General features: G+C 71.1%; 19 protein-coding genes. 11 read left to right on the forward strand and 8 right to left on the reverse strand.

The window, feature by feature from the left end; genetic code table 11:
• Positions 1-40: 40 nt before the first annotated feature.
• The 3 genes from ACQP2X_RS15860 to ACQP2X_RS15870 form a co-directional block, all read right to left on the reverse strand.
• A complete protein-coding gene (locus ACQP2X_RS15860; RefSeq protein WP_498697674.1) occupies positions 41-2014 on the reverse strand; it encodes a primary-amine oxidase in 1974 nt (657 codons plus the stop codon).
• A 203-nt stretch (positions 2015-2217) separates the two neighbouring features.
• On the reverse strand, positions 2218-3756 hold the full coding sequence (locus ACQP2X_RS15865; RefSeq protein WP_498697676.1) for an APC family permease: 1539 nt from the start codon (positions 3754-3756) through the stop codon (positions 2218-2220).
• A 9-nt stretch (positions 3757-3765) separates the two neighbouring features.
• Positions 3766-5382 (reverse strand): amidohydrolase, encoded by a 1617-nt coding sequence (locus ACQP2X_RS15870; RefSeq protein WP_498697678.1) that lies wholly within the window; start codon positions 5380-5382, stop codon positions 3766-3768.
• A 141-nt stretch (positions 5383-5523) separates the two neighbouring features.
• Between ACQP2X_RS15870 and ACQP2X_RS15875 the strand changes: the two genes are divergently transcribed.
• The 7 genes from ACQP2X_RS15875 (at position 5524) to ACQP2X_RS15905 (ending at position 12922) form a co-directional block, all read left to right on the forward strand.
• A complete protein-coding gene (locus tag ACQP2X_RS15875; RefSeq protein WP_498697679.1) occupies positions 5524-6114 on the forward strand; it encodes a TetR/AcrR family transcriptional regulator in 591 nt (196 codons plus the stop codon).
• 4 nt (positions 6115-6118) lie between these two features.
• Entirely contained in the window at positions 6119-7036 is a 918-nt protein-coding gene (locus tag ACQP2X_RS15880; RefSeq protein WP_498697681.1) for a LysR family transcriptional regulator, read from the forward strand.
• Positions 7037-7230: 194 nt separating this feature from the next.
• Positions 7231-8631, forward strand: coding sequence for a purine-cytosine permease family protein (locus ACQP2X_RS15885; RefSeq protein ID WP_498697682.1), 1401 nt, complete (start codon positions 7231-7233; stop codon positions 8629-8631).
• Positions 8632-8636: 5 nt separating this feature from the next.
• On the forward strand, positions 8637-10106 hold the full coding sequence (locus ACQP2X_RS15890) for an aldehyde dehydrogenase (protein WP_498697684.1): 1470 nt from the start codon (positions 8637-8639) through the stop codon (positions 10104-10106).
• Positions 10103-11593, forward strand: coding sequence for a GMC family oxidoreductase (locus ACQP2X_RS15895; RefSeq protein ID WP_498697686.1), 1491 nt, complete (start codon positions 10103-10105; stop codon positions 11591-11593). The genes ACQP2X_RS15890 and ACQP2X_RS15895 overlap by 4 nt, the downstream gene beginning before the upstream one ends.
• A 22-nt stretch (positions 11594-11615) precedes the next feature.
• A complete protein-coding gene (locus ACQP2X_RS15900; RefSeq protein ID WP_498697688.1) occupies positions 11616-11936 on the forward strand; it encodes an ArsR/SmtB family transcription factor in 321 nt (106 codons plus the stop codon).
• The gene (locus ACQP2X_RS15905; protein ID WP_498697692.1) at positions 11933-12922 is read left to right on the forward strand and encodes a maleylpyruvate isomerase family mycothiol-dependent enzyme; all 990 of its coding nucleotides are present in this window, start codon (positions 11933-11935) and stop codon (positions 12920-12922) included. Before ACQP2X_RS15900 ends, ACQP2X_RS15905 begins: the two co-directional genes overlap by 4 nt.
• A gap of 121 nt (positions 12923-13043) precedes the next feature.
• On the opposite strand, the gene ACQP2X_RS15910 is transcribed toward ACQP2X_RS15905, so the two are convergent.
• A complete protein-coding gene (locus ACQP2X_RS15910; RefSeq protein ID WP_498697694.1) occupies positions 13044-13310 on the reverse strand; it encodes a hypothetical protein in 267 nt (88 codons plus the stop codon).
• A 128-nt stretch (positions 13311-13438) separates the two neighbouring features.
• Between ACQP2X_RS15910 and ACQP2X_RS15915 the strand changes: the two genes are divergently transcribed.
• Positions 13439-14260 carry an SDR family oxidoreductase gene (locus tag ACQP2X_RS15915; RefSeq protein ID WP_498697695.1) on the forward strand — a complete coding sequence of 274 codons (822 nt, stop codon included), beginning with the start codon at positions 13439-13441 and terminating at the stop codon, positions 14258-14260.
• A 5-nt stretch (positions 14261-14265) separates the two neighbouring features.
• Here ACQP2X_RS15915 and ACQP2X_RS15920 read toward each other — a convergent pair whose 3' ends face one another.
• Positions 14266-16893 carry an EAL domain-containing protein gene (locus ACQP2X_RS15920; RefSeq protein WP_498697697.1) on the reverse strand — a complete coding sequence of 876 codons (2628 nt, stop codon included), beginning with the start codon at positions 16891-16893 and terminating at the stop codon, positions 14266-14268.
• Positions 16894-16944: 51 nt separating this feature from the next.
• On the opposite strand from ACQP2X_RS15920, the gene manD reads away from it, so the two are divergent.
• Positions 16945-18153, forward strand: a complete 1209-nt coding sequence (manD, locus tag ACQP2X_RS15925; protein WP_498697698.1) for a D-mannonate dehydratase ManD — start codon at positions 16945-16947, stop codon at positions 18151-18153.
• Here manD and ACQP2X_RS15930 read toward each other — a convergent pair.
• Positions 18136-18891 (reverse strand): universal stress protein, encoded by a 756-nt coding sequence (locus ACQP2X_RS15930; RefSeq protein WP_498697699.1) that lies wholly within the window; start codon positions 18889-18891, stop codon positions 18136-18138. The two genes, manD and ACQP2X_RS15930, sit on opposite strands and share 18 nt — an antisense overlap.
• An 18-nt stretch (positions 18892-18909) precedes the next feature.
• Positions 18910-20820: an asparagine synthase (glutamine-hydrolyzing) gene (asnB, locus tag ACQP2X_RS15935; RefSeq protein ID WP_498697701.1), complete on the reverse strand. Its 1911-nt coding sequence runs from the start codon at positions 20818-20820 to the stop codon at positions 18910-18912.
• A gap of 141 nt (positions 20821-20961) precedes the next feature.
• On the opposite strand from asnB, the gene ACQP2X_RS15940 reads away from it, so the two are divergent.
• Both ACQP2X_RS15940 and ACQP2X_RS15945 read left to right on the forward strand, forming a co-directional pair.
• Positions 20962-21639: a response regulator transcription factor gene (locus ACQP2X_RS15940; RefSeq protein ID WP_498697702.1), complete on the forward strand. Its 678-nt coding sequence runs from the start codon at positions 20962-20964 to the stop codon at positions 21637-21639.
• Positions 21636-23444: a sensor histidine kinase gene (locus ACQP2X_RS15945; protein ID WP_498697703.1), complete on the forward strand. Its 1809-nt coding sequence runs from the start codon at positions 21636-21638 to the stop codon at positions 23442-23444. The genes ACQP2X_RS15940 and ACQP2X_RS15945 overlap by 4 nt, the downstream gene beginning before the upstream one ends.
• On the opposite strand, the gene ACQP2X_RS15950 is transcribed toward ACQP2X_RS15945, so the two are convergent.
• On the reverse strand, positions 23416-24906 hold the full coding sequence (locus tag ACQP2X_RS15950) for a serine/threonine-protein kinase (protein WP_498697705.1): 1491 nt from the start codon (positions 24904-24906) through the stop codon (positions 23416-23418). The genes ACQP2X_RS15945 and ACQP2X_RS15950 overlap by 29 nt on opposite strands.
• Between the last annotated feature and the right edge of the window lie 8 nt (positions 24907-24914).

The following is a 24914-nucleotide window of genomic DNA, read 5'->3' on the forward strand; positions in this document are numbered from 1 at the left end:
GATTCTGTCCAACAGATCTTGTTGCTCCACTGCATCTGATTTAGTTATGACAGCAGGAGTCCTGGGCGGCGCGCGGCGCCGGCGTGTCCAGCGCCGGATTGCGGTCGAAGAAGCCGACCGGCTTGAGGACGAACCCCGTGTAGTCGACCGGCATGATCGGCCAGTCCTCCGGGCGCGGGAAGTGCGTCAGCCCGAACGTGTGCCACACGACGATGTCCTGACCGTCGATGTCCCGATCCTGCTCGATCCAGGTGTCGATGCCGGTCGTGCCCGCGTTCTGGTTGACGAAGCGGCCCGCGGGATAGCGCTCCGTGTCGTCCTGCGCGGTCACCCACAGGTGCCTGGTCGTGAAGGCGGCCCGGCGCGCGATCGACGACGAGGGATCGGCCAGCAACGTCGGCTGCCCCTCCGGATGCAGCGCGTAGGCGACCGGCTGCCCCAGCCCGTTGCGGACCGACGGATTGGAGATGTGCCAGGTGCGGCCCGCACTCCCGTCGGCCAGCCGGGCGGCGGTGCGCTCGGTGGTCAGCCTGGTCGAGCGGCGGGTGAAGCCATTGCCGTACGGGTTGACGTCCGACACCGGCACACGGACGGCGTCCACCTCGTCGACCGCGTTGCCGGCCCCGTCGACCATCATGTCGAGGCGGGCCGAGAAGAGATGCTGGTGGTACGGGGCGCCGACACCGGGCGCGACCTCGCTGGCCCACTGATAGCCCTCACCCGGGTACGCCGAGGCGAAGACCACGCCGGTCGCCTTGCACTCCAGCTCGATCGTGCCGTCGAGGTAGAGGTACCAGTAGAAGCCGTAGTCGTAGTTGCCCACGGTGATGAAGAACGAGATGACCAGGCGGCGCTGGCGGCGCACCGACGACGACCGGTTGTACATGTCGGTGTGCTTCCAGAGCAGGCCGTAGTCCTCCTCGTGCATGCAGATGGCGTTCGGCAGCCGGCGCGGATGCCCGTGGTCGTCGGCGATGGTGGCGTCGAAGTAGAAGATCTCGCCGAGACAGTCGCAGCCGAGCGTGAGAGCGTTGGCCTCCTTGCCGAGGGAGTACTCGCCGGCGTCGAAGTAGTTCTGCCAGAACCGCACGGGCGAGGGATCGCCGTAGGGGACGACCATCTCGGCCACCGAGGCCCGGTAGATGATGGGCCGGACCCGGCCGCCGTCGGAGAAGCCGATCTGGTGCAGGGTCAGTCCCTCGACCTGGTCGAAGCCGATCCGGAACTGCCACTTCTCCCAGGTGACGACGTTGCCGTCGACGGTGAAGCTGGGCCCGTCGGGCTGCGTGATGGTGAGGGGCTTCTGGGTGGTGCGTTCGGCCTGGGGCAGATGGAAGTCGGCGGCCTCGGACGGAATGGGGAAGACGCCGTCGTCGATCAGCTCGACCACCTCACCGGTGATCAGGTCGACGTAGGCGACGACGCCGTCGATGGGGTGTGCCCACACATTGTCGTCGTCGTTGAGCTGCTGGAACGCGAGACACCGGACAAGGCGCCGGCCCCGCTCGCCGGGAATGTCGAAGACGCCGGCGCTGAGCGCGGAGATCCGCACCCGCCGAGGTTCGGTGAGCCCGCGGCGGGCCATGGCCGCGTTCCAGAGCTCGTTCCCCCAGAGAATCTCCTCGACGAGATCGAACTCCTCACCCATGATCGGCGGCTGCCCCTCAGCGACGACGTCGACGACGCGATCGCTGAGAACGCTTTCGCTGACGAGAGAGACGAGCACGTCCCGCACTTCTCCGGTCGCCCGATCAAGAAGAACAGTGCTGACCCGCCGGTCGTCGACGGTCCCGGCCAGAACCGCGCTCTTGGCCGGCTCCGCCAGCATGACCAGCGGAAAGCGGGTGGTCGGCGTGATGAATCCGTGTTTGTCGAGCACGGCCCGGTTGAGCGCGATCTCCTCAGCACTGAGCCGATCAAGGGGATGGTTCGCACCCGCCTTGGGGCTCGCTGTGGCCGTGCCGGTCGTTGCCTCTTCCGCTTTGAGGTGGGGTGAGAGGGCGGGGGACGCCAAAGGCTGAGGGGATCGAACAGCACCGGCATGCGAGCGCGGGGCCGGAGCGGGGGATGCCGGTGACGTCGAGGCCGGGGTGGGTTGCGTCGCTGATGGCGTGGGAAGCGGCGACGAGTGCGGGGCGGGAATGGGGGACGCCGACTGCTGCGGGGGTGGCGGGGGGAAGTCGGGGCTGGGGGGAGGTGTGGCCGAGGGGAGGGAAGTCATGCCGGGGTTCCTTCTTTGTCGGCCGCGGAGGCCGCGGAGGCCGTGGAGGTGGTGGAGGCCGTGGAGGTGGTGGAGGACGGAGTGGCGGAGCGGACCCGGGCGCCTCTCAGGTAGCCGACCACGCCGAGGATCAGGAGGACGATCAGCGTGCCCAGCGTGAAGACCTCGAAGCGGGTCTGGCTCACGCCCCAGATCTCGGTGAACGGGTAGTCGATGTTGAAGAGGGCCTCCAACGTGCCGGGGAAGACCGCCACCCACGAGCCGAGGAGGATCCAGGCGAAGCACAGGGCGCCCAGCAAGGCGAAGCCGCGATCGGAGACCGGGACTCGGTACGGGCGTGGGGCGTCCACCTTGCGGAGCTTGATGGCGGCGGGGATGACCAAGAGGTAGCTCAGCAGGAACGTCGAGATCGAGATGGTCAGGACCACGCCGAAGACGGCCGCGTTGTCGCCGGTGATCTGCATCGCGGCCAGCAGGAAGACCGTGGCCACCACGCCGGAGAGCATGTTGACGCGTACCGGCGTACCCAAAGAAGCCGAGAACTTGCCGAAGAAGCCGCCGAAGAATGACCCGTCGGCGGCCGCCATGGCCTGCATGCGGTCGGAGACGATCATCCAGGCCGCGCCCTGGCTGGCCAGGATGAAGATCAGCACGATGGACGTGAGGGTGAGCATGGTGTCGGCGGCGCCGCCGTACACCGAGTAGACCGTGGCCACCGCGTCCAGCAGGCCGCCGATGCCGGTGATCTGGTCGGCCGGGATGACCAGCAGGATGGCCAGGATCGGGATCAGGTAGCAGGCGGCGGCGATCGCGGACGACCGGAAGATCGAGATCGGGACGTCGCGGGCCGGGTTCTTCATCTCGCCGGCCGCGCTGCTCGACGACTCGAAGCCCAGGAACGCGAACAGCAGCACCGGCACCGAGCCGAACAGGCCGGCCAGTGTGGGGTTGAAGTCGCCGGCCGAGAGTCCGGCGACGCCGTTCCTCACCGCGTAGACGATTGTGGTGAAGACGAAGAAGACGAGCAGCGCCACCTTGGCGATGGCCCCGATCGTGGGCAGCCACTTGCCCCGGCGGAGGCTGATGATCGCGGCCGCCACCGTGATCCAGATGAAGATCAGCTTGAACGCGTAGTCGGCGAACGAGCCGGACTTCAGCTCGGTCAGGTGCCCGCTGAACGTCTCGGCGGCCAGGAACGCCATCGACCCGCCCACCCAGACCGGCTGGGTGACCCAGGTGAGCAGGGCCGCGATCGCGGCGGCGCCACGCCCGAAGGCCGTACGGACCCAGATGTACGCCCCGCCCTCCTCGCGGAAGGTCGATCCGACCTCGGCGAAGATCAGGCCGTACGGGATCAGGAACGTCACCGCGAGCACGAGCGCCCAGGTGAACGCCTCCGCCCCGTACGTCGAGACCTGCCCGAGGGTTTCCAGGCCGACGACCGCGGCGATCATCAGGAAGATGATGTCGAAGGTGCCGAGGCTGCGGTGCAGCAGACTGGTCTGCTCCCGCGCCAGGCTGGTGGACGTGTCCATGAGTGGCCCCTATACGTGGTGGACGGCAACGCCGTCGGCGAAGGTGCTGCGGACGCGGATCGCGGAGAGGGACGACGCCGGCACCGCGTACGGGTCGGCGTCGAGCACGACGAGGTCGGCGGCCTTGCCGACCTCGATGGAGCCGGTGGTGTCGTCGCGGCGGCTCGCCCGGGCCGCGCCGATCGTGTACGCCCGCAGGACCGCCGACAGCGCCAGGCGCTCGCCGGGCAGGAGCGGTTCGGTCTGCGCCCGGACGTCCTGGGCGTGGGGGTCGGCCGCCGGCGCCGTCCGGTTGACCGCCGTGTGCACGCCCCACAGCGGGTCGGGGCTGGAGACCGGCCAGTCGGAGCCCATCGCGAGCGGCGCGCCCGCGGCGGCCAGCGTGCCGAACGCGAAGTGCATCCGCTGCTGCTCCGGCGTCAGGTAGGGCAGCTTCGTCTCGACCAGCACCAGGTCCTGCCGGGCCCACAGCGGCTGAAGATTGGCGATCACCCGGAGAGCGGCGAAACGCGGCACCTCCACCGGGTCGACGAGGTCGATGTGCGCGATCTGGTGCCGGTGGTCCCAGGCGCGGTCCGACGCCTCGATCGCGTCGAGGCATTCGCGGACGGCCCGGTCGCCGACCGCGTGCAGATGCACGTCGAAACGCTCGGCGCCGAGGCGCCGCACGGCCTCGGCCAGGGCCTCGGGCTCGATGAAGCTGAGGCCGTTGGTGTGCGGCACATTGGCGTACGGGGTGAGGACCGCGGCCGTGAGGTTCTCACAGACCCCGTCCTGCATGATCTTGATGGCGGTCGTCCGGAATCGCCGGCCGGCCGTTTCGTGGCGGCGCGCCAGGTGCCCCTCGATCTGGTCGAGGCCGGCGTCGCGGTCCCACCACAGCGCCCCGGTCACCTTGGCCGTCAGCCAGCCGCCGGCCTCGGCCGCCCGGTACACGTCGTACGGGTCGGGACCGCCGAGAATCGCCCCGATCGCCGCGTCCTGCCAGCCGGTGACGCCGAGCCGGTGCAGGTAGCTCTGCGCGGTCCGCAGCGCCTCTTCCTGAGCCGCCGCCGACGGCGCCGGAACCAGGCGCAGCACCAGGTCGGCGGCGGCGTCGCTGAGCATCCCGGTCGGCTCGCCGCCGGCGTCGCGGTGGATGACCCCGGCGTGCGGGTCGGACGTGTCGCGGTCGATGCCGGCGCGAGCAAGGGCCGCCGAGTTGACCCACACCCCGTGCGCGTCGTGGCTCATGAACACCGCGGGCCGGTCCGGGATCAGCCGGTCGAGCTCGTGCCGGTCGGGGAACCCGCCCGGGAACACATCCCCGTACCAACCGGAGCCGAGGACCCAAGGGCTTTCGGTCTCGTACGCCGCGATGCGCGCCCGATAGTCGTCGAGCCCGTGCACGTCGGCCAGGTCGCAGCCGACCAGTTGCAGGCCGGCCGGCAGCGGATGCACGTGCGCGTCATGGAAACCGGGCAGCAGCGCGCCGCCGTCGAGGTTCACGACCTCGGTGCCCGGCCCCTGCCAGGAGCGCACGTCGCCGACCGCGACGATGACCCCGTCCCGGACGGCCACGGCGCCGGGAGCGGCGCCGGGGGTGTGGATGGCACCGCCGTGAAAGATCCAGTCGGCTGAGGTCACCGCCGTCCTCCATTCTTTGCGCTGCGTCTCAAACTATGGCGGTTGACCCTGCCTCAACTCCGTTTCAAACTGGTGAATCAGCGAGAATGATTTTTCGATGCTGAGCATCAATAACGCGCATGAGCGCAGGTGGGGGAGTGTGTGGCCAGGCCCAAGGAGCAGACCGCGCGGCGGGGTGAGATCGTCGCCGCGGCCCAGCGGGCCATCGTCGAGCGCGGCCTCGCGGGTCTCCGGATCAAGGATGTCGCACGGGAGGCCGGGCTGTCGCCGGGTTCGGTCAGTTACTACTACGGCGATTTCGACGACCTGCTGGCCGACGTGCACCAGGACGCGGTCGACCGGTTCTACTGGCAGCGGCTGGCCGCCATCGAGGCCGCCGACGAGCCGGCCGCCCAGCTGGCCGCCCTGGTGCGGGCGGGCATGCCGGCCGGCGCCGACGACCCGACCTGCCGGGTGCTGTACGAACTGCACGTGCACGCCGCCCGCAACCGCACCCACGCCGTGCTGATGACCGCGCTCTACGACCGCGAGATCTCCCTCTACTCCCAGGTGCTGCGCGCGCTCGGGCTCGACAGCGCGGCCGCGGCCACGGTGGCCGCCAACGCGGTGGCCCTGGAGGACGCGTACGGCCTGCACATCGTCGGCCGCAACGCGCACGTGACGGCGGCCGGGGCGGGCGCGAACATCCTGGCCTATCTGAGCATGGCCACCGGCCGCGACCTGAAGGGCTGAGCACATGGCCGACCCCGCCTACACGTTCCTGCAGCTGCGCTACTTCGCGGCCGCGGCCGAGCTGGGCAGCATGACCGCCGCCGCCAAGGAGCTGCGGGTCTCGCAGTCCGCCGTGTCGACAGCGGTGGCCCAGCTCGAGAAGGAGCTGAAGGTGCAGCTGCTGCTGCGCCACCACGCCCGCGGCCTCACCCTGACCGCGGCCGGCAAGGCGTTCCACCGCGAGCTGCGCAGTTTCCTGGCCCACTCGGTGGAGCTGGCCGAGTCGGCCCGCAACGCCGGGCAGGGCCTGGTCGGCGACCTCACCGTGGGCTGTTTCTCGACGCTGGCCCCGTTCCGGCTGCCCGGCCTGCTCACCCGCTACGAGGAGGCCTATCCGCAGGTGCGCATCGACGTGCTCGAGGCCGAGCACGCCACCCTCCAGCGGGCGCTGCGGGCCGGTGAGTGCGAGGTCGCGGTCTCGTACGGCTACGACCTCGGCGAGGACATCGACCGCGAGGTGATCGACGCGTCGCCGCCGTACGCCATCGTGGCCGCCGATCACCGCCTGGCCGCGCGCGGTGAGGTCACGCTGGCCGAGCTCGCGGTGGAGCCGATGATCCTGCTCGACCTGCCGCACAGCGGCGCCTACTTCGAGGCGCTGATCGCGCGGACCGGCATCGCCCCGGTGATCAGGCATCGCACGACGGGCTTCGAGACCGTACGGGCCCTGGTCGCCCACGGGCGCGGCTACGCCCTGCTCAACCAGCGCCCGGCCGGCGACAACACGTACGACGGGCGTCCCGTGGTCGCGCTCCGCCTGCGCGACGAGGTGGAACCTCTGGAGATCGTGGTGGCCTGGATGAAGGGCGTACGGCTGACCCACCGGGCCCGGGCCTTCCTCAGCATGGCGAAAGACGCCTACCGCCGAAAATCCGATGCATAGCATCGGCTGAGCCGATGGCCCGGACATCACAGCGTCACCGCCGGGCGCCGGCGATTACCGGACCGTTACCGGCTGATGCCGGGAAAGCGTTGCATCGGGAAATCAGATGCAAGGCAGCGATTACAAATGTTTGTCCGATGGACCACGCACGTTTGATAGTGCAGGTCACACCCCACGGCCTGCCAGGAGACGCCATGGACGGACAGAACGCCTCGACGCTCCAGGTCGAGTCGCACACCATCGAGCACATTCCGGTCACCGAGCGCCACGGCACCGCGCGCAGTCTCTTCACCATCTGGTTCGGCGCCAACATCATGCTGCTCACGGTGGCCACCGGCGCCGTCGCGACCGCCGTCTACGGCCTGCCCATCTGGGCCGCCGTCGTCGCCCTGGCCATCGGCAACCTGGTCGGCGGCGTGGTCATGGCGCTGCACGCCGCGCAGGGCCCGCAGATGGGCGTGCCGCAGATGTTGCAGACCCGGGCACAGTTCGGCTCGTTCGGCAGCCTGCTCGTGGTCATCATCGTGATCCTCATGTACGTCGGCTTCTTCGCCTCGAACATGGTGCTCGGCGGGCAGGCCCTGGCCAGCGTCACCGGGCTGCCGGAGACGCCGGCCATCGTGGTGATGGGCGCCATCAGCGTGCTCGGGCCGCTGCTGGGATATCGCTTCCTGCACATGCTCGGCGGCCTGATGAGCGTTGTGGCCGGCGCCGCCCTGGTCCTCGCGTTCATCTGGGCCCTCGGCGTCAACGGCCTGCCCTCGGGCGTCGCGTCCGGCGGCTCCTTCAGCTGGATGGGCTTCTTCGGCGTACTGTCGCTGGCCGCCCTCTGGCAGATCGCCTACGCCCCGTACGTCTCGGACTACAGCCGCTACATGCCCCGCGACACCGGCGTCCGGCCCGCCTTCTGGGCCACCTGGTCGGGCGCGGTCTTCGGCTCGCTGCTCACCATGATCCTGGGCGTCTTCGTCGGCGCGGCCTTCCCCGAGGAGGACTCGGTGACCGGCCTCGGCCACCTCACCTCGGGGGTCGGCGCGCTGGTGGTGGCCATCTTCGGGCTCTGCATCGCGGTCAGCAACGGCATGAACCTCTACTGCGGCGCGCTCTCCTCGATCACGGTCGGGCAGACGGTCTTCCCACGCTGGAAGCCGGGCGCCTCGGCCCGCACGGTCATCTCGATCGCCCTGTTCGCGGTGGCCATGGTGATGGCGCTGGCCGGCAAGGACAACTTCCTGGTCAACTTCACCAACTTCATGCTGCTGCTGATGTGCGTGCTGGTGCCGTGGACCGCGGTCAACCTGGTCGACTACTACTACCTCAAGCACGGCAAGTACGACATCAAGTCGCTGTTCGAGCGCGACGGCGGCGTCTACGGCCGGTTCAACACCGTCGCCATCGGCTGCTACGTGCTCGGCATCCTCGTACAGATCCCGTTCCTGAGCACCACGATCTACACCGGGCCGATCGCCTCGCGCCTCGGCGGCGTCGACATCTCGTGGATCGTCGGACTGGCCGTGATCTGCCCCGTCTACTACGTGCTCATGAAGCGCACCGGCACCAGCACCGCGCCCGCGGTGGCCGTACAGGAGGCCTGATTTCCATGACTGACTGGCACGCTCTCGCCCGTACCGTCGAACCCCGCTCCGACGCCTTCATCGACGGGAAGACGGTGCCGGCGGCCGACGGGCGCCGGATCCCCTCGGTGAACCCCGCCACCGGAGTGGTGCTGGCCGAGGTGGCCGCGTGCGGCGAACAGGACGTGGACCGGGCCGTCGCGGCGGCCCGGCGGGCGTTCCCCCGCTGGGCGGCGACCTCGCCCGGCGAGCGTAAGGCGGTGCTGCTGCGGCTCGCCGAGCTGATCAGGGAGAACGCGGACGAGCTGGCGCTGCTGGACAGTCTGGACGCGGGAAAGCTGATCAGCGACACCTCGACGATCGACGTGCCCGGTTCGGCGGCGATTCTTCAGTGGTACGCCGAGACCATCGACAAGATGTACGGCGAGATCGCGCCGACCGGGCGCGGTGATCTGGCCCTGGTGTCGCGGGAGCCGCTGGGCGTGGTGGCGGCGGTCGTGCCGTGGAACTACCCGCTCGAGATGGCGATCTGGAAGGTGGCGCCGGCACTGGCCGCGGGCAACGCGGTGGTGCTGAAGCCGGCCGAGGAGTCGCCGCTGTCGGTGCTGCGCCTGGCCGAGCTGGCCGTGGAGGCGGGGCTGCCGGAGGGCGTACTCAATGTCGTGCCCGGTCTTGGGCCGGAGGCCGGGCGGGCGCTCGGGCTGCACCCGGACGTGGACGCGGTGACCTTCACCGGGTCGACGCCGGTGGGCAAGCTGTTCCTTCAGTACGCCGGTCAGTCGAACATGAAGCAGGTCTGGCTGGAGTGCGGCGGCAAGAGCGCGAACGTGGTGTTCGCCGACGCCGCCTCGCTGGACGATGTGGCCGCCGGCGTGTGCTTCGGCATCTTCACCAACGCCGGGCAGGTGTGCTCGGCCAACTCCCGCTTGCTTGTCGCTCGGCCGATCCTTGATCAACTCATGGCTGTGGTGGCCGAAAAAGCGCGACAAATCCGGCAGGGCGATCCCTTGGATGAGGCGACCACGATGGGGCCGCTGGTCAGCGACGCCCAAGCGGCGCGCGTTCTGTCCTACGTCGAGATCGGGCACGCGGAAGGGCGGGCGATCCTGCCGGGTGGTCCGCTCGACGGGGCGCCCACGAAGGCGTACGTCAAGCCCTCGATCTTTGAAGTTGGCCCGGAGAGCAGGCTCTCGCGGGAGGAGGTCTTCGGGCCGGTGCTGGCCGTGCAGGCTTTCGACAGCGAGGACGAGGCGGTGGCGATGGCCAACGACTCGATCTACGGGCTGGCCGCCTCGGTGTGGTCGGACAGCCTCTCGCGGGCCCACCGGGTCGCCGGCAAGCTGCGCGCCGGGACGGTCTCGGTGAACACGGTCGACGCGCTCGACGTCACGACGCCGTTCGGCGGCTTCGGCCAGAGCGGTTTCGGCCGCGACCTCTCGCTCCACGCGCTGGACAAGTTCACGGCGCTCAAGACCACCTGGGTGAACTACCGATGACCGACTATCTGATCGTCGGCGGCGGCACGGCCGGATCGCTGCTCGCCGCGCGCCTCTCCGAAGACCCGTCGGTGAGCGTCACGCTGCTCGAATGGGGTCCGTCGGACGCCGACGAGCCGCGGGCCCGGTCGATCCGGCGCTGGGCCGAGATGCTCGAAGGCGAGTACGACCTGGATTACCGCAGTGTTCCCCAGGCGCGGGGCAACAGCGACATCCGGCAGGCGCGGATGCGGATCCTCGGTGGCTGCTCGACGGCCAACACGATGATCACGTGGCGGCCGCTCGCCGCCGACCTGCGCGAGTGGGTGTCGCTGGGCGCGACCGGGTGGGAGCCGTCGGCGGTGTTGCCGTACTACGACAAGCTCCAGATCCCGATCTCGCCGGTCGCCCCGGCCGATCAGAACGCGTACGTGGCCGATGTGGTCGCCGCCGCGGCCAAGGCGCTCGACGTGCCGGTGCAGGAGCAGTGGAACGACGGACGGCTCGACACGCGGGCCGAGGGGGTCGGGTTCTTCGAGGTCGGCTACGACCCTTCCACCAACGTGCGGGGTTCCACGTCGATTCACTATCTGCATGACGCGCTTTCCCGCCCGAATTTGACCGTGCACACCGGGGTGCGGGCGCTGCGTGTGCTCCTGTCCGGCGGCCGCGCGACAGGCGTGGTGACCTCGGGCGGGACATTTCGGGCGTCGCGCGAGGTGATCCTCTGCGCCGGGGCGATCGACTCGGCCCGGCTGCTGCAGCTGTCCGGCATCGGGCCGCGCGCGGTCCTGGAGGCGGCCGGTGTGCCGGTGGTGGCCGATCTGCCCGTCGGTGAGAACCTGATGGACCACGCCGAAGGCCTCATCCTGTGGGAGTCGGTCTCGTCGCCGCCGGCCGAGTGCGCGAGCGGCTGGGACGCGGGCGGCATGTTCAGCGTCGACGGCGATCCGACCCGGCCCGACGTGCTGATGCACTTCCCGGTCGAGGCGTGGGCGGTGCACGCTTCCTCCTACGGTGTGGACCTGCCGCCGAACATCGTCCAGATCGCCCCGAACGTCGCCCGGCCCGCCAGCCGCGGCACCGTCCGCATCACCTCGGCCGACCCGTCGGACCCGCCGGAGATCGACTACGGCTACTTCACCGACCCTTCAGGCCACGACGAGCGGATCCTGATCGCCGGCATCCGGGCCGCACGAAAGATCGCCGAGCAGGAGCCGTTCCGCTCCTGGCTGGTCCGCGAGGTCTTCCCCGGCCCGGCGGTGGTCAGCGACGAGGACCTGTCCGAGGCTCTGCGCGCCACCCACCAGACCGTCTACCACGTCTCCGGCACGTGCCGGATGGGCGCGGTCCTCGACGGCGACTTGCGCGTCCTGGGCATCGACGGCCTGCGCGTGGTCGACGCCTCGGTCTTCCCGACCATCCCCGCCGTCAACCCGGTCGGCACAGTCATGGTCGTAGCGGAACGAGCCGCCGACCTCATCGTCCAGGCGCCTTTACACAACTGAATCGTTGTGCAATGGTCTGGTTGTGGAAGCGACAACCCTGGCCCGAACCTTCGCGGCCCTGGCCGACCCGACCCGGGTGGCGATCGTCGCCCGGCTCGCCACCGGTGACGCCAGCGTCAAGGAGCTGACCGAACCCTTCGATCTCACCCAGCAGGCGGTCTCGCGGCATCTCAAGGTGCTGGCCGACGCGGGCCTCGTCACGCGGCGGCAGCAGGCGCAGGCGCGGCCGGCCAGCCTCGAGGTGGAGCGGCTGATCGAGGCGCTCAGCTGGATCGACGCCAGGCGGGCGGAGTGGGCCGGGCGGCACGATCGCCTGGCCGAGCACCTGCGAGGGCTCACATGAAGTACCGGCACGACGCGCCGCCCTCGCTCGTCTTCGCGTGCCTGACCACGCCCGAGCATCTCACCCACTTCTGGGGCCCGGACGGCACGCACACGCCGCTGGAGAACATCGTGGTCGACCTCCGGCCCGGCGGGGCCTTCGAGACCACGATGGTCAACGACAACAGCGGCGACACGTACACGATGCGAGCCGTCTATGTCGCCGTCGACCCGCCGCGGTTCCTGTCCTGGCGCGAGGTCGACTCGGGCGTGCTCACCGAGATCACGTTCACCGACCTGGGCGACGGCACGACCGAGGTCGTGACCGTCCAGCAGGGCCTGCCACCGCACATGCTGACGCCGGAGGCGCGGGCCGGCTGGCGGAGCGCGCTCGACCGGGCCGCGGCCTATGTCGCGGCCCTGCCCGTGAACCTTGAAGGAGACGCCGTGCAGGAACTTGTCGGGCCGCAGTTCCGGGCCCTGGCCGACGCGCTGGCCGAGCAGCCGGCCTCGGTCGCCGATCGGCCCTCGCTCTGCGAAGGCTGGGCCGTGCGCCACGTGGTCGCGCACATGACGATGGCCGCCCGCTACGACGGCCCGGCCTTCATGGCCGAGCTGGCGTCGGTGGGCCACGACTTCGGCGCGCTGTCCGAGAAGGTGGCCCGGCGCGACGGCGACCTGCCGTTCGACTCGCTGCTGGCCGATCTGCGCGGCGAAACCATGGCCCGGTGGGCGCCGCCCGGCGGCGGGGCGGCCGGAGCGCTGAGCCACGTCGTCATTCACGGCCTCGACATCACCGCCGCCCTGGGCCTGCCCCGCACGGCGACCGACGAAGCCACCCGGCTCGTCCTCGACGGCCTGGCCGACGGCAAGCATTTCGGCGTCGACACGACGGGGCAGCGGCTGCGCGCCACCGACCTCGACTGGGAACACGGTGACGGCGTGCTGGTCGAGGCGCCGGCGGCCGACCTGGTGCTGCGCCTCAGTGGCCGGACCGGTCAGCGGTAGATCACGAGCTGGCCGGACTGCCACCCGCGCAGCTTGCACCCCGACACCTCAGAGGTTCTTGGTCACGGCGCCAGCGCGTCCCCGGCGATGAGGATCAGCTTCGCCGGGGCGCGTCGCGTGATCATCGGGTGGGGCCGCCGGTGCGCTTGAGCGCGAGGGCGCCGAGACCGAGGCCGAGGACGGCCGGCAGCCCGATGAGCGCTATGTCCGCCGGGCTGTGCTCGACGAACTCCTCGTCGAGCACCAGCGTGGAGAACAGAAGACCGCTGACGACCACCAGAAGCGCGGCCAGGACGGCCAGTGCCGGTCGCCGTGCCACCCGCAGGGCCCACACGATCAGGGCGACCATGCCGGCGAGCACCGCGAGGTGCCAGTAGTGGAACACCATCTTCGCTTCCCCCGCGTGATCGATCCAGCAGGGCCGAACCCTAGCAACACGGGGCAGCGCACGAGAGGCCGCCGGCGGCACGGAGCGGTCGTAGGGTTGAGGCGACACTCGGCGGAAGGAACATACCGATGGCCAGGACCTGGTTCATTACGGGCAGCTCGCGTGGCTTCGGGCGGGAGTGGGCGACGGCGGCGCTGGAGCGGGGCGACCGGGTTGCCGCCACCGCCCGCGACGTCGACACTTTGAAAGACCTTGTTCAGCAGTACGGCGACAAAGTGCTCCCGCTGACCTTGGACGTGACCGATCGGCCGGCCGTCCTCGACGCGCTCGGTAGGGCCGACGAGCACTTCGGGCGGCTCGACGTGATCGTCAACAACGCGGGGTACGGGCAGTTCGGCATGATCGAGGAGATCAGCGAGCAGGAGGCCCGGGCGCAGTTCGAGACGAACGTCTTCGGGGCGCTGTGGGTGACCCAGGCCGCGCTGCCCTACCTGCGCAAGGCCGGTGGCGGCAACATCATCCAGGTGTCGTCGATCGGCGGCATCTCGGCGTTCGCCAACATCGGCATCTACAACGCGTCCAAGTGGGCGCTCGAAGGGTTCAGCCAGGCGCTGGCGCAGGAGGTCGCGCTCTTCGGGATCAAGGTGACGCTGGTGGAGCCGGGCGGTTTCAGCACCGACTGGGGTGGCTCGTCGGCGCGGCATGCGACGCAGCTCGAGACGTACGGGAAAGTGCGTGCCCAGGCAGCCGAGGCCCGCAGCAAGCGCGTGGCCAACCCGGGCGACCCGTCAGCGACCGGCGCCGCGATCCTGAAGATCGTCGACGCCGAGAAGCCGCCGCTGCGCGTGTTCTTCGGGGAGGCCCCGCTGGGCATCGCCACCGCCGACTACGAGTCGCGCCTGGCCGAGTGGCGCGAGTGGCAGCCGTTGTCGATCGAGGCGCAAGGCTGAAGGCCCTAACGGGGCTGGGCGTCGTGGTGCTGTTCGAGGAAGGCTTCCAGGTGCTCGGCCGGCATCGGGCGGCCGAGCAGGTCGCCCTGGGCCAGGCGGCAGCCGGCTGTGCGGGCCGTGTCGAGGTCGGCCAGGTCGGTGACGCCGTGGGCGATGACCTCCATGCCCAGGCGGTGGCCCAACGTCACGGCCACCTCCAGGACGGCCGGCTCGGAGAGGACCTCCTGGTCTATCTTCAGTAGGTCGACCGGGAGGATGCGCAGGCGGCTCAGCGACGTCGGGCCCGTGCCGAAGTCGCCGACGGCGGTGCGCACGCCCTCGGCGCGCAAGCGGCCCAGGGACGCGGCCACCTCGTCGACGCCGGGCTGGCGGACGTCGTCCTCGGAGATCTCGACGACCAGGGCCGCGGGGGGCAGGCCGTGCGTTTCCAGGGCCGTGTGCACGGCGGCCTGGAAGGCCGGGTCGGCCAGCTGGCGGGGGCGCACGTCGACGGCCAGCCACAGGTCGGGGTGCAGGCGGCGCCAGCCCGCCAGCAGGCGGCACGACGTGCGCAGCACGTGGTCGGCGATCTTCGAGAGGGTGCCCAGCTCCTCGGCCAGGGCCAGCAGTTCGGCGGCCGGCACGGGGCCGAGGGCCGGATGCCGCCACACCGGCACCACCTCGACGCCGGCCGGGCGGCGGGCGGGCAGGTCCACTATCACCTGGAAGTCGAGGTCGATCACGGCGCCGGGCAGGTCCTGCTCCAGGGTGGACCGGCGCAGCAGGCGGGTCTCCATCTCGGCCTCGTACCATTCGACGGCGCCGGGCGGGCCCGAGCGCACCGAGCGCAGCGCCAGTTGGGAACGCCGCAGCACCTCGCCCGCCGGTTCGTCGCCGGCCATGTCGGCCAGGCCGGCCCAGGCCGACAGGTGCGAGACCGTGCCGGCCGCCGTGTACGGCGCCGACAGGGCGTTCACCAGCTGACCGGCGAGCAGCTGGGCCCGTACGGCCCCATGATGCGTCAGCACCGCCAAGCGTGACTCGCCCACCCGGGCCGGCACGTCCGCCGCCGGCACGCCGGTCCGCAGGCGGCGGGCCGCCTCGACCAGCACCGACTCGGCCAGCTCGCGACCGTGCACGTCGCCGACGGCGGTCAGGCCGCCCAGCTCGATGACGATCAGCGCCGCCGCGCCGGGAATGAGCTCGGCCGCGCGCAGCAGGCCCTCGCCGTTGGCCAGGCCGGTGTGCCGGTCGAGGTGGGTCTCCTGGCGCAGCGTCTGCTCGAGGTCGCGGGCCTGGCTGACGTCGCGGATGTGCACGACCAGGGTGCGCCCGGGCTCGGCCGGGTCGGCGCCGCTCGTCGTCCACTCGGTCTCCCGCCACCGGCCGAAACCGTCGCGCAGCCGCACCGCGATGGTCCCCACGGAGCCGGAGCCGGAGCCGGTCCCGGTGCCGGAATCGGAGTCGGCGCCCGTGTCGGCGAGGCGGGCGGTCAGTGTCGCGTGGACGTCGTCGACCTGGACGGGGTCGATCAGCAGCGCCACGGAACGGCCGAGCGGTAGCTCGAACTGGCGGAACGCGGCCGGTGACTGCCAGCGCACGGCCAGGTTGGCGTCGAGGACCATGGCCACGTCGGCCGCGCCGAACATCAGGCTGCGCAGCCGGTTGCCCTGGTCGGTGAGGTGGCCGGCCTGGCGGCGCAGGGCGACCGCCGACACGAACTCGCGGGTCGCCACCGCCGCCACCCCGAGCGCGCCCAGCATGATCGCCGGCGCGTCGACGCGGCCGCCGTTGAGCAGGTGAAAGGCAGTGATCAGGGCCGATCCGAGGATCGGGACGGTGAGCAGCGGGAAACTGGCCGACGGCTCGCTGCCGGGTGGCGGCATGGGCGCGAGGTCGGGGGAGAGCCGCACCGATCCGTACCAGAGCAGGCCGCCCGCCACGTTCATCGCCACCGCGGCGATGACGGCCGCGATGGCCGCGTTCGGCACGTCGGGATAGTCCAGGCCGATGACGAGCGCGGTCAGCCCGAGCAGCGACAGCGCCGCGGCCGGCCCGCACCACAGCAGCGCGGTCCGGTGCCGGATGGCGTGGACACCCGCGACACCGGCCGTGGTGGCCGCGCCGCCGCCGAAGATCAGCGCGGTGATGGTGGCGCCGCGCTGCTCGCCGCCGTTGCTGAACAGCAGCAGCCAGGCCGAGAACATCAGGCAGGACCAGACCCCCAGGACATCGAGGGCCGTACGCAGCCGGGCCAGCCCCGCGCGCTGCTGGGGTGGCCGCAGGATCGCCGGGAGATAGAGGGCGGCCACGAAGAAGAGGCTGACCAGCGGGATCTCGGCCGGCAGCGGGACGCCGTCGACCAGCGCACCCGGCGCCACCACGGAGGCGACGCCGCTGGCCGCGCCGGCCAGCGCGGTGAGCCCGAGACCGCCGGCCAGCGCCAGGGCACGCCAGCGTGGCCCGGCGGTTCGGCCGGACAGCGCGGCCCGCGCCATCACCACGGCGGTCGCGGAACACGCGGCCGTCAGCAGACCGGCCAAGCCGCCCACCGAGAACGCCGGCAGCGCCGGAACCAGCAGGAACGCGTGGATCAGCGCGACCGTCGCCAGCAGCGCGGGCACGATCAGCCGGAGAGGGGGTCCGCCTGCCATGATGCAGAACCAACGAGAGTTCGCCGCGATGGTTACGGGCCGGGGAGAAAAATGGCAACTATCGATCGGGTCGAGGTGCTCGTCACCTCGCCGGGCCGCAACTTCGTGACCCTGCGGATCACCACCTCCGACGGGGTGACCGGTCTCGGGGACGCGACCCTGAACGGGCGTGAGCTGGCCGTGGCCTCCTATCTGCGCGACCACGTGGCGCCGCTGCTGGCCGGGCGCGACCCGGCCCGCATCGAGGACACCTGGCAGTACCTCTACAAGGGCGCCTACTGGCGGCGGGGGCCGGTGACCATGACGGCGATCGCGGCGGTCGACGTCGCGCTCTGGGACATCAAGGGCAAGGTGGCCGGGCTGCCGGTCTACCAGCTGCTGGGCGGGCGCTCCCGGGACGGGGTGCTGGTCTATTGCCACGCGAGTGGGGTGGATGTGGCCGCGCTCATCGACGACGTGGCGGCGTACCGGGACAAAGGTTTCACAGCAATCAGAGCGCAAGCGGCCGTCCCCGGCCTTAGTGGCACTTACGGAGTTCGTAAGGGCGCCTACTACGAGCCGGCGGCGACGGCGTTGCCTGAGGAGCAGATGTGGAGCACCGAGGCCTATCTCGACTTTGCGCCCGCCTATCTGGCCAAGGTGCGGGAGAAGTTCGGCTTCGGGCTGCGCCTGCTGCACGACGTGCACCACCGGCTGACGCCGATCGAGGCCGCGCGCTTCGGCAAGAGCGTGGAGGAGTTACGGCTGTTCTGGATGGAGGATCCGACGCCGGCCGAGAACCAGGAGGCGTTCCGGCTGATCCGGCAGCACACGACGACGCCCATCGCGACCGGCGAGGTGCTCAACTCGATCTGGGACGTCAAGCAGCTCATCACCGAGCAGCTCATCGACTACGTCCGCACGACGGTGGTGCACGCGGGCGGCATCACCCATCTGCGGCGGATCTTCGATCTGGCCGCGCTCTACCAGGTCCGCACGGGGTCGCACGGCGCCAGCGACCTCTCACCGGTGACGGTCGCGGCGGCCGTGGCCGTCGACATCAGCCAGCCCAACTTCGGCATTCAGGAGCACATGGGCCACACCCCGGAGACGTACGAGGTCTTCCCGGGCACGCCGCAGGTGACGGACGGCCTGCTCCACCCGTCGGAGGAGCCCGGCCTGGGCATCGGATACGACGACGAGGTGGCGGCGCGGTTCCCGTACCAGCCGCGCTATCTGCCGGTCGCGCGCAACCTGGACGGCTCAGTCCACGACTGGTGAGTGGTGCACGACGGCCACCGTGCAGGCGCTGTGCCGCAGCAGGTGCTGGCTGACCGAGCCCAGGAGCAGGCCGCGGACCGGGCCACGGCCGCGGCTGCCGACCACGATCAGCTGGGCCGTGTGGCTGGCGGCGGTCAATGCTTCGGCGGCGTGGCCGGTCACGGGCTCGACCGTGACGCCGGGGGTGGTGGGTACGTCCGAGTGGGGGCCGGACAGGATCCGCAGGGGTACGCCACGGGCGGTGGCCCGCTCGGTCGCGAAGCGCAGCACCGCCTCCTCGGCGGCCGAACCGTCGACGCCGGCCACCACCGGGGCTCCGGCCGCGGGCCGGCCGCGGACCACCACCACCGGGCAGTACGCGTGCGCGCTGACCGTCGTGCTCACCGTGCCCAGCAGGTTGGCCACGGCGCTGTGGCCCCGGCTGCCGAAGACGATCATCTCCGCCTCGGCCGACATGTCGAGCAGGGCCTGCACGGGCGGCGAGTGCACGGCCCGGGCCTCGACCCGCACGGCCGGATGCGTCCGCCCGGCCTCGGCGACCACCTCGTCGAGCGCTTCCAGAACGGTCCGCTCCCATTCCCCGCCGGGCAGGACCTCGCCCGCGTTCGACGGGATCCAGCTCGGCACCTCGTGGGCGTAGAGCAGGGTGACCTTCCGCGCCGTGCCCGCGCTGTCGAGGGCCCACTCGACAGCGGCGCGGGCGTCAGGGGAGTGGTCGTAGCCGACGACGATCGTCACACTTTTCGACCATACCGGTCACACCTGGGCCACGAGGGCCGGAGCCAGAGCCGTGGTCGACGGGCGGATCGTGCCGTCGACGAAGATGGCGTACCAGAGGCAGAAGATCGCCACGGTCCAGACCTTGCGGGAGTTGTCGGCGTGCCCGGCCCGGTGCTCGGCCAGCAGGCGCCGGGCGTAGTCGAGGTCGAGCAGGTGGCGGGCGCCCGAGCCGGCCAGCAGACCGTCCACCCAGTCGCCGATCGCGCCCTTGAGCCACAGCCGGGTCGGAGTGGGGAAGCCCAGCTTGCGGCGGTCGCGCACCGACTCGGGGACGATGCCGCGCATCGCCTCGCGGAACGCGTACTTGGTGGCCCGGCTGTGCGGCGGCAGCTTCAGGTCGGTCGGCAGGCCGGCCGCGGCCGCGTACACCGCCTGGTCGAGGAAGGGGACGCGCAGCTCCAGCGAGTGGGCCATCGACATGCGGTCGGCCTTGGTCAGGATGTCGCCCGGCAGCCAGGTGTGCAGGTCGACGTACTGCATGGAGGCCACGTCGTCGACGTCGGCCGTCTCGGCGTACAGATGGGAAGTGATCGCCGTGTGTGGTTCGGCGGTGAAGCGCATGAGCTCGGCCTTCTCGGCGGCCGAGAAGATGCGGGCGTTGCCGTAGTAGCGCTCCTCGATAGGGGTGGTGCCCCGCTCGATGAAGCTGCGGCCGCGCATGCCCTCGGGCATCGCGTGGGACAGACCGCGCAGGCCCCGCTTGAGACCGGCCGGCAGCCGATCGACGTTCGACAGCGAGGCCGGCTCGCGATAGATGGTGTAGCCGCCGAACAGCTCGTCCGAGCCCTCGCCGGAGAGCACCACGGTGACGTAGCGCGAGGCGGTCTGGGCCAGGAAGTAGAGCGGGATGAGCGACGGGTCGGCCACCGGGTCGTCGAGCAGATAGACGATGCGGGGCAGCTCGCGGATCACGTCGTCCTCGGTGACCAGGGTCGGCGTCAGCTTCACGCCGAGCTGGTTCGCGGTGTCCTGCGCGATGTCGATCTCGGAGTAGCCGTCGGTGCCGAAACCGGCCGTGAAGACGTGCAGGTCGGGCTTGACCTCGCGGGCCAGGGCCACGATGGCCGACGAGTCGACGCCGCTGGACAGGAACGCGCCGACCGGCACCTCGGCGTGCAGGTGCTTGTGCACGCTGTCGCGCAGGGCGTCGCGGATGCCCTTCTGCGCCTCCTCGGCCTTCATGGCCAGCGGGCGCAGCGACGGGCGGAAGTAGCGCTCCATGCGGATGCCACCGCCGGCCGTCCAGGTCATCCGGTGGCCCGGGGGCAGCCGCTTGACCTGGCGGTGCAGGGTCAGCGGGTCCGGGACGTACTGGAAGGTCAGGTAGTGGGCGAGGGCGTCGGTGTCGAGGCCCGAGCGGGAGCTGCCGCTGAACGACAGCAGCGCCTTGCGCTCGCTGGCCAGGAACAGCCCGTCCACGGTCTCGAGGATGTAGAGCGGCTTGATGCCGAACTGGTCGCGGGCCGCGTGCAGGGTGCCGGTCCACCGGTCGTACGCCACGAAGGCGAACATCCCGCGCAGCCGGGGGAGAGCGGCCGGGCCCCAGAAGTGGAAGGCGGCCGCCAGCACCTCGCTGTCACCCTCGGTGGCGAACGTGGCGGCGTGCTCGCGGATCAGCTCCTCGCGCAGCTCCCGGTAGTTGTAGATCTCGCCGTTGAACACGACGGTCCACCGGTCCCGGTAGTGCACCGGCTGCTGCGCCTCGGCCCGGTCGATGATCGCCAGCCGCTTGAAGCCGAACGCGGCCCCGTCGGCGAACTCCACCTGGGTGTCGTCCGGGCCCCGGTGGTGCATCGACTCGAGAGCGCCGGCGAACGCGGCGGCGGACGCCTCATCGGGCGTTCCGGCGGCCGGGCGGCTGCTCACGAAGACGCTGAGCCCACACATACGTACCTCCCCAGGTTCGGTTCCGGGGAAACGTAGGTCGCATCCTGTGAAGAACTTGTGGGCTCATCGCAATCGGCACGGACCTTCACAGGAACCCAACATTCGGTGGTCGATGTTGCTTCGCTCAGTCAGAATCGCGGCGTGACCGCACGTATCCTGGTGGCCGACGACGACCCGAAGCACGCCCAGCTCATCCGCCTCTACCTCGAGCGCGAGGGGCATCAGGTGATCACTGTCGGTGACGGTCGGTCGGCTCTCGACGTGGCCCGCTCCCGCAAACCCGACCTGCTGGTGCTCGACGTGATGATGCCGCTGGTCGACGGGCTCGACGTGTGCCGCATCCTGCGGGCCGAGTCGGACGTGGCGATCCTGCTGGTCACCGCCCGCTCCTCGGAGAACGACATGCTCCTCGGGCTCGACATCGGCGCCGACGACTACATGGCCAAGCCGGTCAGCCCGCGCGAGCTGACGGCCCGGGTCCGGGCGCTGCTGCGCCGGGCCGGCTCGTCGGACGCGGGCCTGCTCAAGGTGGGCGACCTCGAGATCGACGCCGGACGGTTCGAGGTCCGCGTGCGCGGCGAGGCGGTCACCCTGACCGCCAAGGAGTTCGCCATCCTGGAACTGCTGGCCAAGGAGCCGGGCCGGGTCTTCACCCGCGGCCAGATCATCGACAAGGCGTTCGGCTTCGAGCACGACGTCTCCGAGCGCACGGTCGACGCCCACGTGGTCAACCTGCGCCGCAAGGTCGAGGAGAACCCGGCCGAGCCGGAGTACGTGCAGACCGTGTACGGGCGGGGCTACCGGATGGCCGAGCATTGAGCTTCCGGGTCCGCATCTTCCTGCTGGTCATGCTGGTGGCCCTCAGCGCCATCGGCGCGACCGCGTGGCTGACCCTCAACCTGACCCAGCGGGAGGTGTCGGGCGCCCTCGAGGCGCAGACCCGCCATCGGGCCGAGATCCTTCAGGAGATTCAGCGGTACGGGCTGCGGCACGGCAACTGGCCGGGAGTGAACCGGCTCGTGACCGAACTGTCCGACCGCACCCATCTGCACATCCAGCTGCAGACCCTGGACAAGCAGGTGCTGGTCGACTCGGACACCGAGGCCGGCCGGGCCGCCGGTGCGGTGCAGGCCGTCGGATACGACATCAACCCGCAACCGGCCCTGCAGGACACCGCGCCGGCGCCGTCGGTCAGCCCGGGCCCGTCGGCCGTGGTGACACCCCGGTTCTATCGGCAGGCGGCACTGACTCCGCGAGATCTGTTCGGCCCCACCCCGACCGACGAACTGTACGGCGGGCCGGCCGCGCTGGCGGTCCGGCAGGCGGCGCAGTACCGCACCGGCCTCGTCCTGGTCCGCTGCCTGAACAAGACCCAGGGTACGGAGGCCGCGCTCGGCAGCGACCGGCCTCCGTACGTCACCGCCCAGCAGCGAGCCCAGTCACCGGAGTGCCTCAAGCAGGCCGAGGCGAAGGTGCTGGGCGACAAGGCCTGGTTCGCCAGCTACTGGGACTACCTGGACACCTGCGTCGGCGCGCCCCGGCGCCTCGTGGGTGACCCACTGGGCTCCAAGTGCATAGCCGGGGCGTACGCCGACACGGTCGTCACCAGCTCGGCCATGCCGCTGCGGCTCTTCCTGGGAGCGCGCGGCACGGTCGACATCGCCGACTTCGGCCGCCCGGCCATCATCGGCGTGGCCGGCCTGGTCGTCGTGGCGATCCTCGGCACGTTCCTCATCGCCCGCCAGGTCAGCCGTCCGGTGCGCCGGCTGACCGGCGCCTCCCAGATGCTCGCGGCGGGCATGCTCGACGTGCGGGTGCGCGTGAAAGGCGAGAGCGAGCTGGCCCGGCTGGCCGCCTCGTTCAACACGATGGCCGGGGCGCTGGAACAGAGCGAGGAACGCCAGCGGCGCCTCATCGCCGACGTGGCGCACGAGATGCGGACGCCGCTGTCGAACCTGCGGGGCTATCTGGAGGCGCTCTCCGACGGGGTGGTCGAGCCGAGCCCCGAGCTGTTCGCCTCGCTGCACGAGGAGACCCTCCTGCAAGGGCGCATCCTCGACGACCTCCAGGTGCTGGCCCTGGCCGAGGCGGGCGACCTGGGCTATACGAAGACGCCGGCCGACCTGACCGAGCTGGCCGCGGCCAGCGTGACGGCCCACCGGGCCCGGGCGGCCGAGGCGGGCGTGACGCTGACGCTCGACACGTCGCCCGAAGTGTGGGTGGAGGCCGACCAGGACCGGCTGCGGCAGGTGCTGGGCAACCTGCTGAGCAACGCGATCCGCTACACCGATCGGGACGGGCGGGTGGAGGTACGGGTCCGGGAGGAGTACGGCCAGGCGGTGCTGACCGTGCGGGACACGGGGGTGGGCATCGCGGCCGGCGACCTGCCCCACGTCTTCGAGCGGTTCTGGCGGGCCGACAAGGCGCGGCAGCGCGCCACCGGCGGCACCGGGCTGGGCCTGACCATCGCGCAGCGCATCGTCACCGACCACCAGGGCAGCATCGAGGTGACCAGCCAGCCGCACCTGGGCACGACCTTCACCGTGCGGCTGCCTACGGCGGTCCCCGGTCGTCCTACACCGGGCCCCGGTCGTCCTACACCGGGCCCCGGTCGACGAAGCTGAACGGGATGGTGGCCGGGAAGTCGCCGGCCAGCTCGACGTAGAGGCGGGCGTCGTCCTCGCTCCACTGCACGATGCCGTACGGCTCGCTGATCAGCGAATAGGTCGGGCGGTTCTTGTCGTCGAGCTCGCTGGTCGCGGAGACGGCGAACAGGGTCTCGTCGGAGACGGCGCAGTCGAGGGGAACCAGGGCCGAGGAGGCCCGGGTGTCCGAGGGCTCGATGCCGAGGCAACGACGCTCGCCGGACAGGGTGGGCACGGCCGAGGCGATCTGGAACTGCTCGCCGTGCGGGATGAGCATGAAGACGGACTCGGGAGTGGTGCCGCCGCCGGCCTTGGCCGGGGCGTTCTGCGGCAGGTAGAGGTCTTTGTCGACGTTGGCCAGATGAAGTAGGGTGCGGCGCTTGCCGGCCAGGATGCCGGGAAGCCCGGTCGCGGCCGGGGCGGGCGCGGGGGAGGACGACGCCGGGGCCGGGGTGGCGGCTTCGCTGTGGCGGTTGCGCAGCGCGAAGCCGGCTCCGCCGGCGGCCAGCGCGAAGACCACGACGGCGGCCGCGATGGCCCACGCGCGGCCGCGGCGGGGCTGAGTCGGGTAGTCGGGCGGGACGGGCCCTTCGTTCCAGGCGGGCGGCGGGGGTGTGGCGGTGAGGGCCGCCGTCGGGTTTCCCAGCAACCCGTCGAGCAGCTCCCGGGCCGTGGGGCGGGCGGCCGGGTCCTTGGCCAGGGCGCTCTCGACGATGTCGCGCAGGGGGCCGTCGAGGCCGGTCAGGTTGGGCGGCTGGGTCATGATGCGCATGGCGGTCGCGGTGGGGGAGTCGCCGCCGAACGGGGTGCGGCCCGTGGCGGCGAAGGCGACCACCGCGCCCCAGGCGAAGATGTCGGCCGGGAAACCGGCGGTGTCGGATTCGAACCGCTCGGGCGCCATGTAGGCGATCGTGCCGACCATGTTTCCGGTGCTCGTGTGGCGGCTGGTCACCTCGGTCGGCCGGGCGATCCCGAAGTCGATCACCTTGACGCCGCCCATGGCCAGCAGCACGTTGGCCGGCTTGAGGTCGCGGTGGATGACACCGGCGCCGTGGATGCCGGAGAGCGCGGTGGCGATGCCGACCGCCACGCTGTGCAGTGCGGCCCCGCCCAGCGGCCCCTTCTCACGGACCACGGCGTCGAGGCTCGGCCCGTCGACGAACTCGACCACCAGATAGGGCGGGTCGTGGTCGGGGTCGGCGTCGAGCACCTCGGCCGTGGAGAACGGCGGCACCTGCCGGGCCCGGTTGACCTCGCTGCGGAACCGGCGCACGAACTCGGGGTCGGCCGCGAACTCGCTCCGCACGACCTTGACGGCGACCGGCCGCCCGGCCGGGGTGCGCCCATGGAAGACGGTGCCCATGCCGCCCTCGCCGAGACGGCCGTCCAGCTCGTATCGGCCCAGCCGGGGCGGGTCGTCGGGACGCAGCGGCCGGTTCACGGATCGAA

Source organism: Actinoplanes sp. CA-131856 (genome assembly GCF_050956135.1).
Classification (GTDB): domain Bacteria; phylum Actinomycetota; class Actinomycetes; order Mycobacteriales; family Micromonosporaceae; genus Actinoplanes.

Excerpts from the sequence above, each read along its gene's own strand:
- ACQP2X_RS15905 (WP_498697692.1), top strand. The coding sequence starts at position 11,933 with ATGAAGTACCGGCACGACGCGCCGCCCTCGCTCGTCTTCGCGTGCCTG.
- manD (WP_498697698.1), top strand. The coding sequence starts at position 16,945 with ATGGCAACTATCGATCGGGTCGAGGTGCTCGTCACCTCGCCGGGCCGC.
- ACQP2X_RS15885 (WP_498697682.1), top strand. The coding sequence starts at position 7,231 with ATGGACGGACAGAACGCCTCGACGCTCCAGGTCGAGTCGCACACCATC.
- ACQP2X_RS15890 (WP_498697684.1), top strand. The coding sequence starts at position 8,637 with ATGACTGACTGGCACGCTCTCGCCCGTACCGTCGAACCCCGCTCCGAC.
- ACQP2X_RS15895 (WP_498697686.1), top strand. The coding sequence starts at position 10,103 with ATGACCGACTATCTGATCGTCGGCGGCGGCACGGCCGGATCGCTGCTC.
- asnB (WP_498697701.1), bottom strand. The coding sequence starts at position 20,820 with ATGTGTGGGCTCAGCGTCTTCGTGAGCAGCCGCCCGGCCGCCGGAACG.
- ACQP2X_RS15910 (WP_498697694.1), bottom strand. The coding sequence starts at position 13,310 with ATGGTGTTCCACTACTGGCACCTCGCGGTGCTCGCCGGCATGGTCGCC.
- ACQP2X_RS15915 (WP_498697695.1), top strand. The coding sequence starts at position 13,439 with ATGGCCAGGACCTGGTTCATTACGGGCAGCTCGCGTGGCTTCGGGCGG.
- ACQP2X_RS15880 (WP_498697681.1), top strand. The coding sequence starts at position 6,119 with ATGGCCGACCCCGCCTACACGTTCCTGCAGCTGCGCTACTTCGCGGCC.
- ACQP2X_RS15920 (WP_498697697.1), bottom strand. The coding sequence starts at position 16,893 with ATGGCAGGCGGACCCCCTCTCCGGCTGATCGTGCCCGCGCTGCTGGCG.
- ACQP2X_RS15865 (WP_498697676.1), bottom strand. The coding sequence starts at position 3,756 with ATGGACACGTCCACCAGCCTGGCGCGGGAGCAGACCAGTCTGCTGCAC.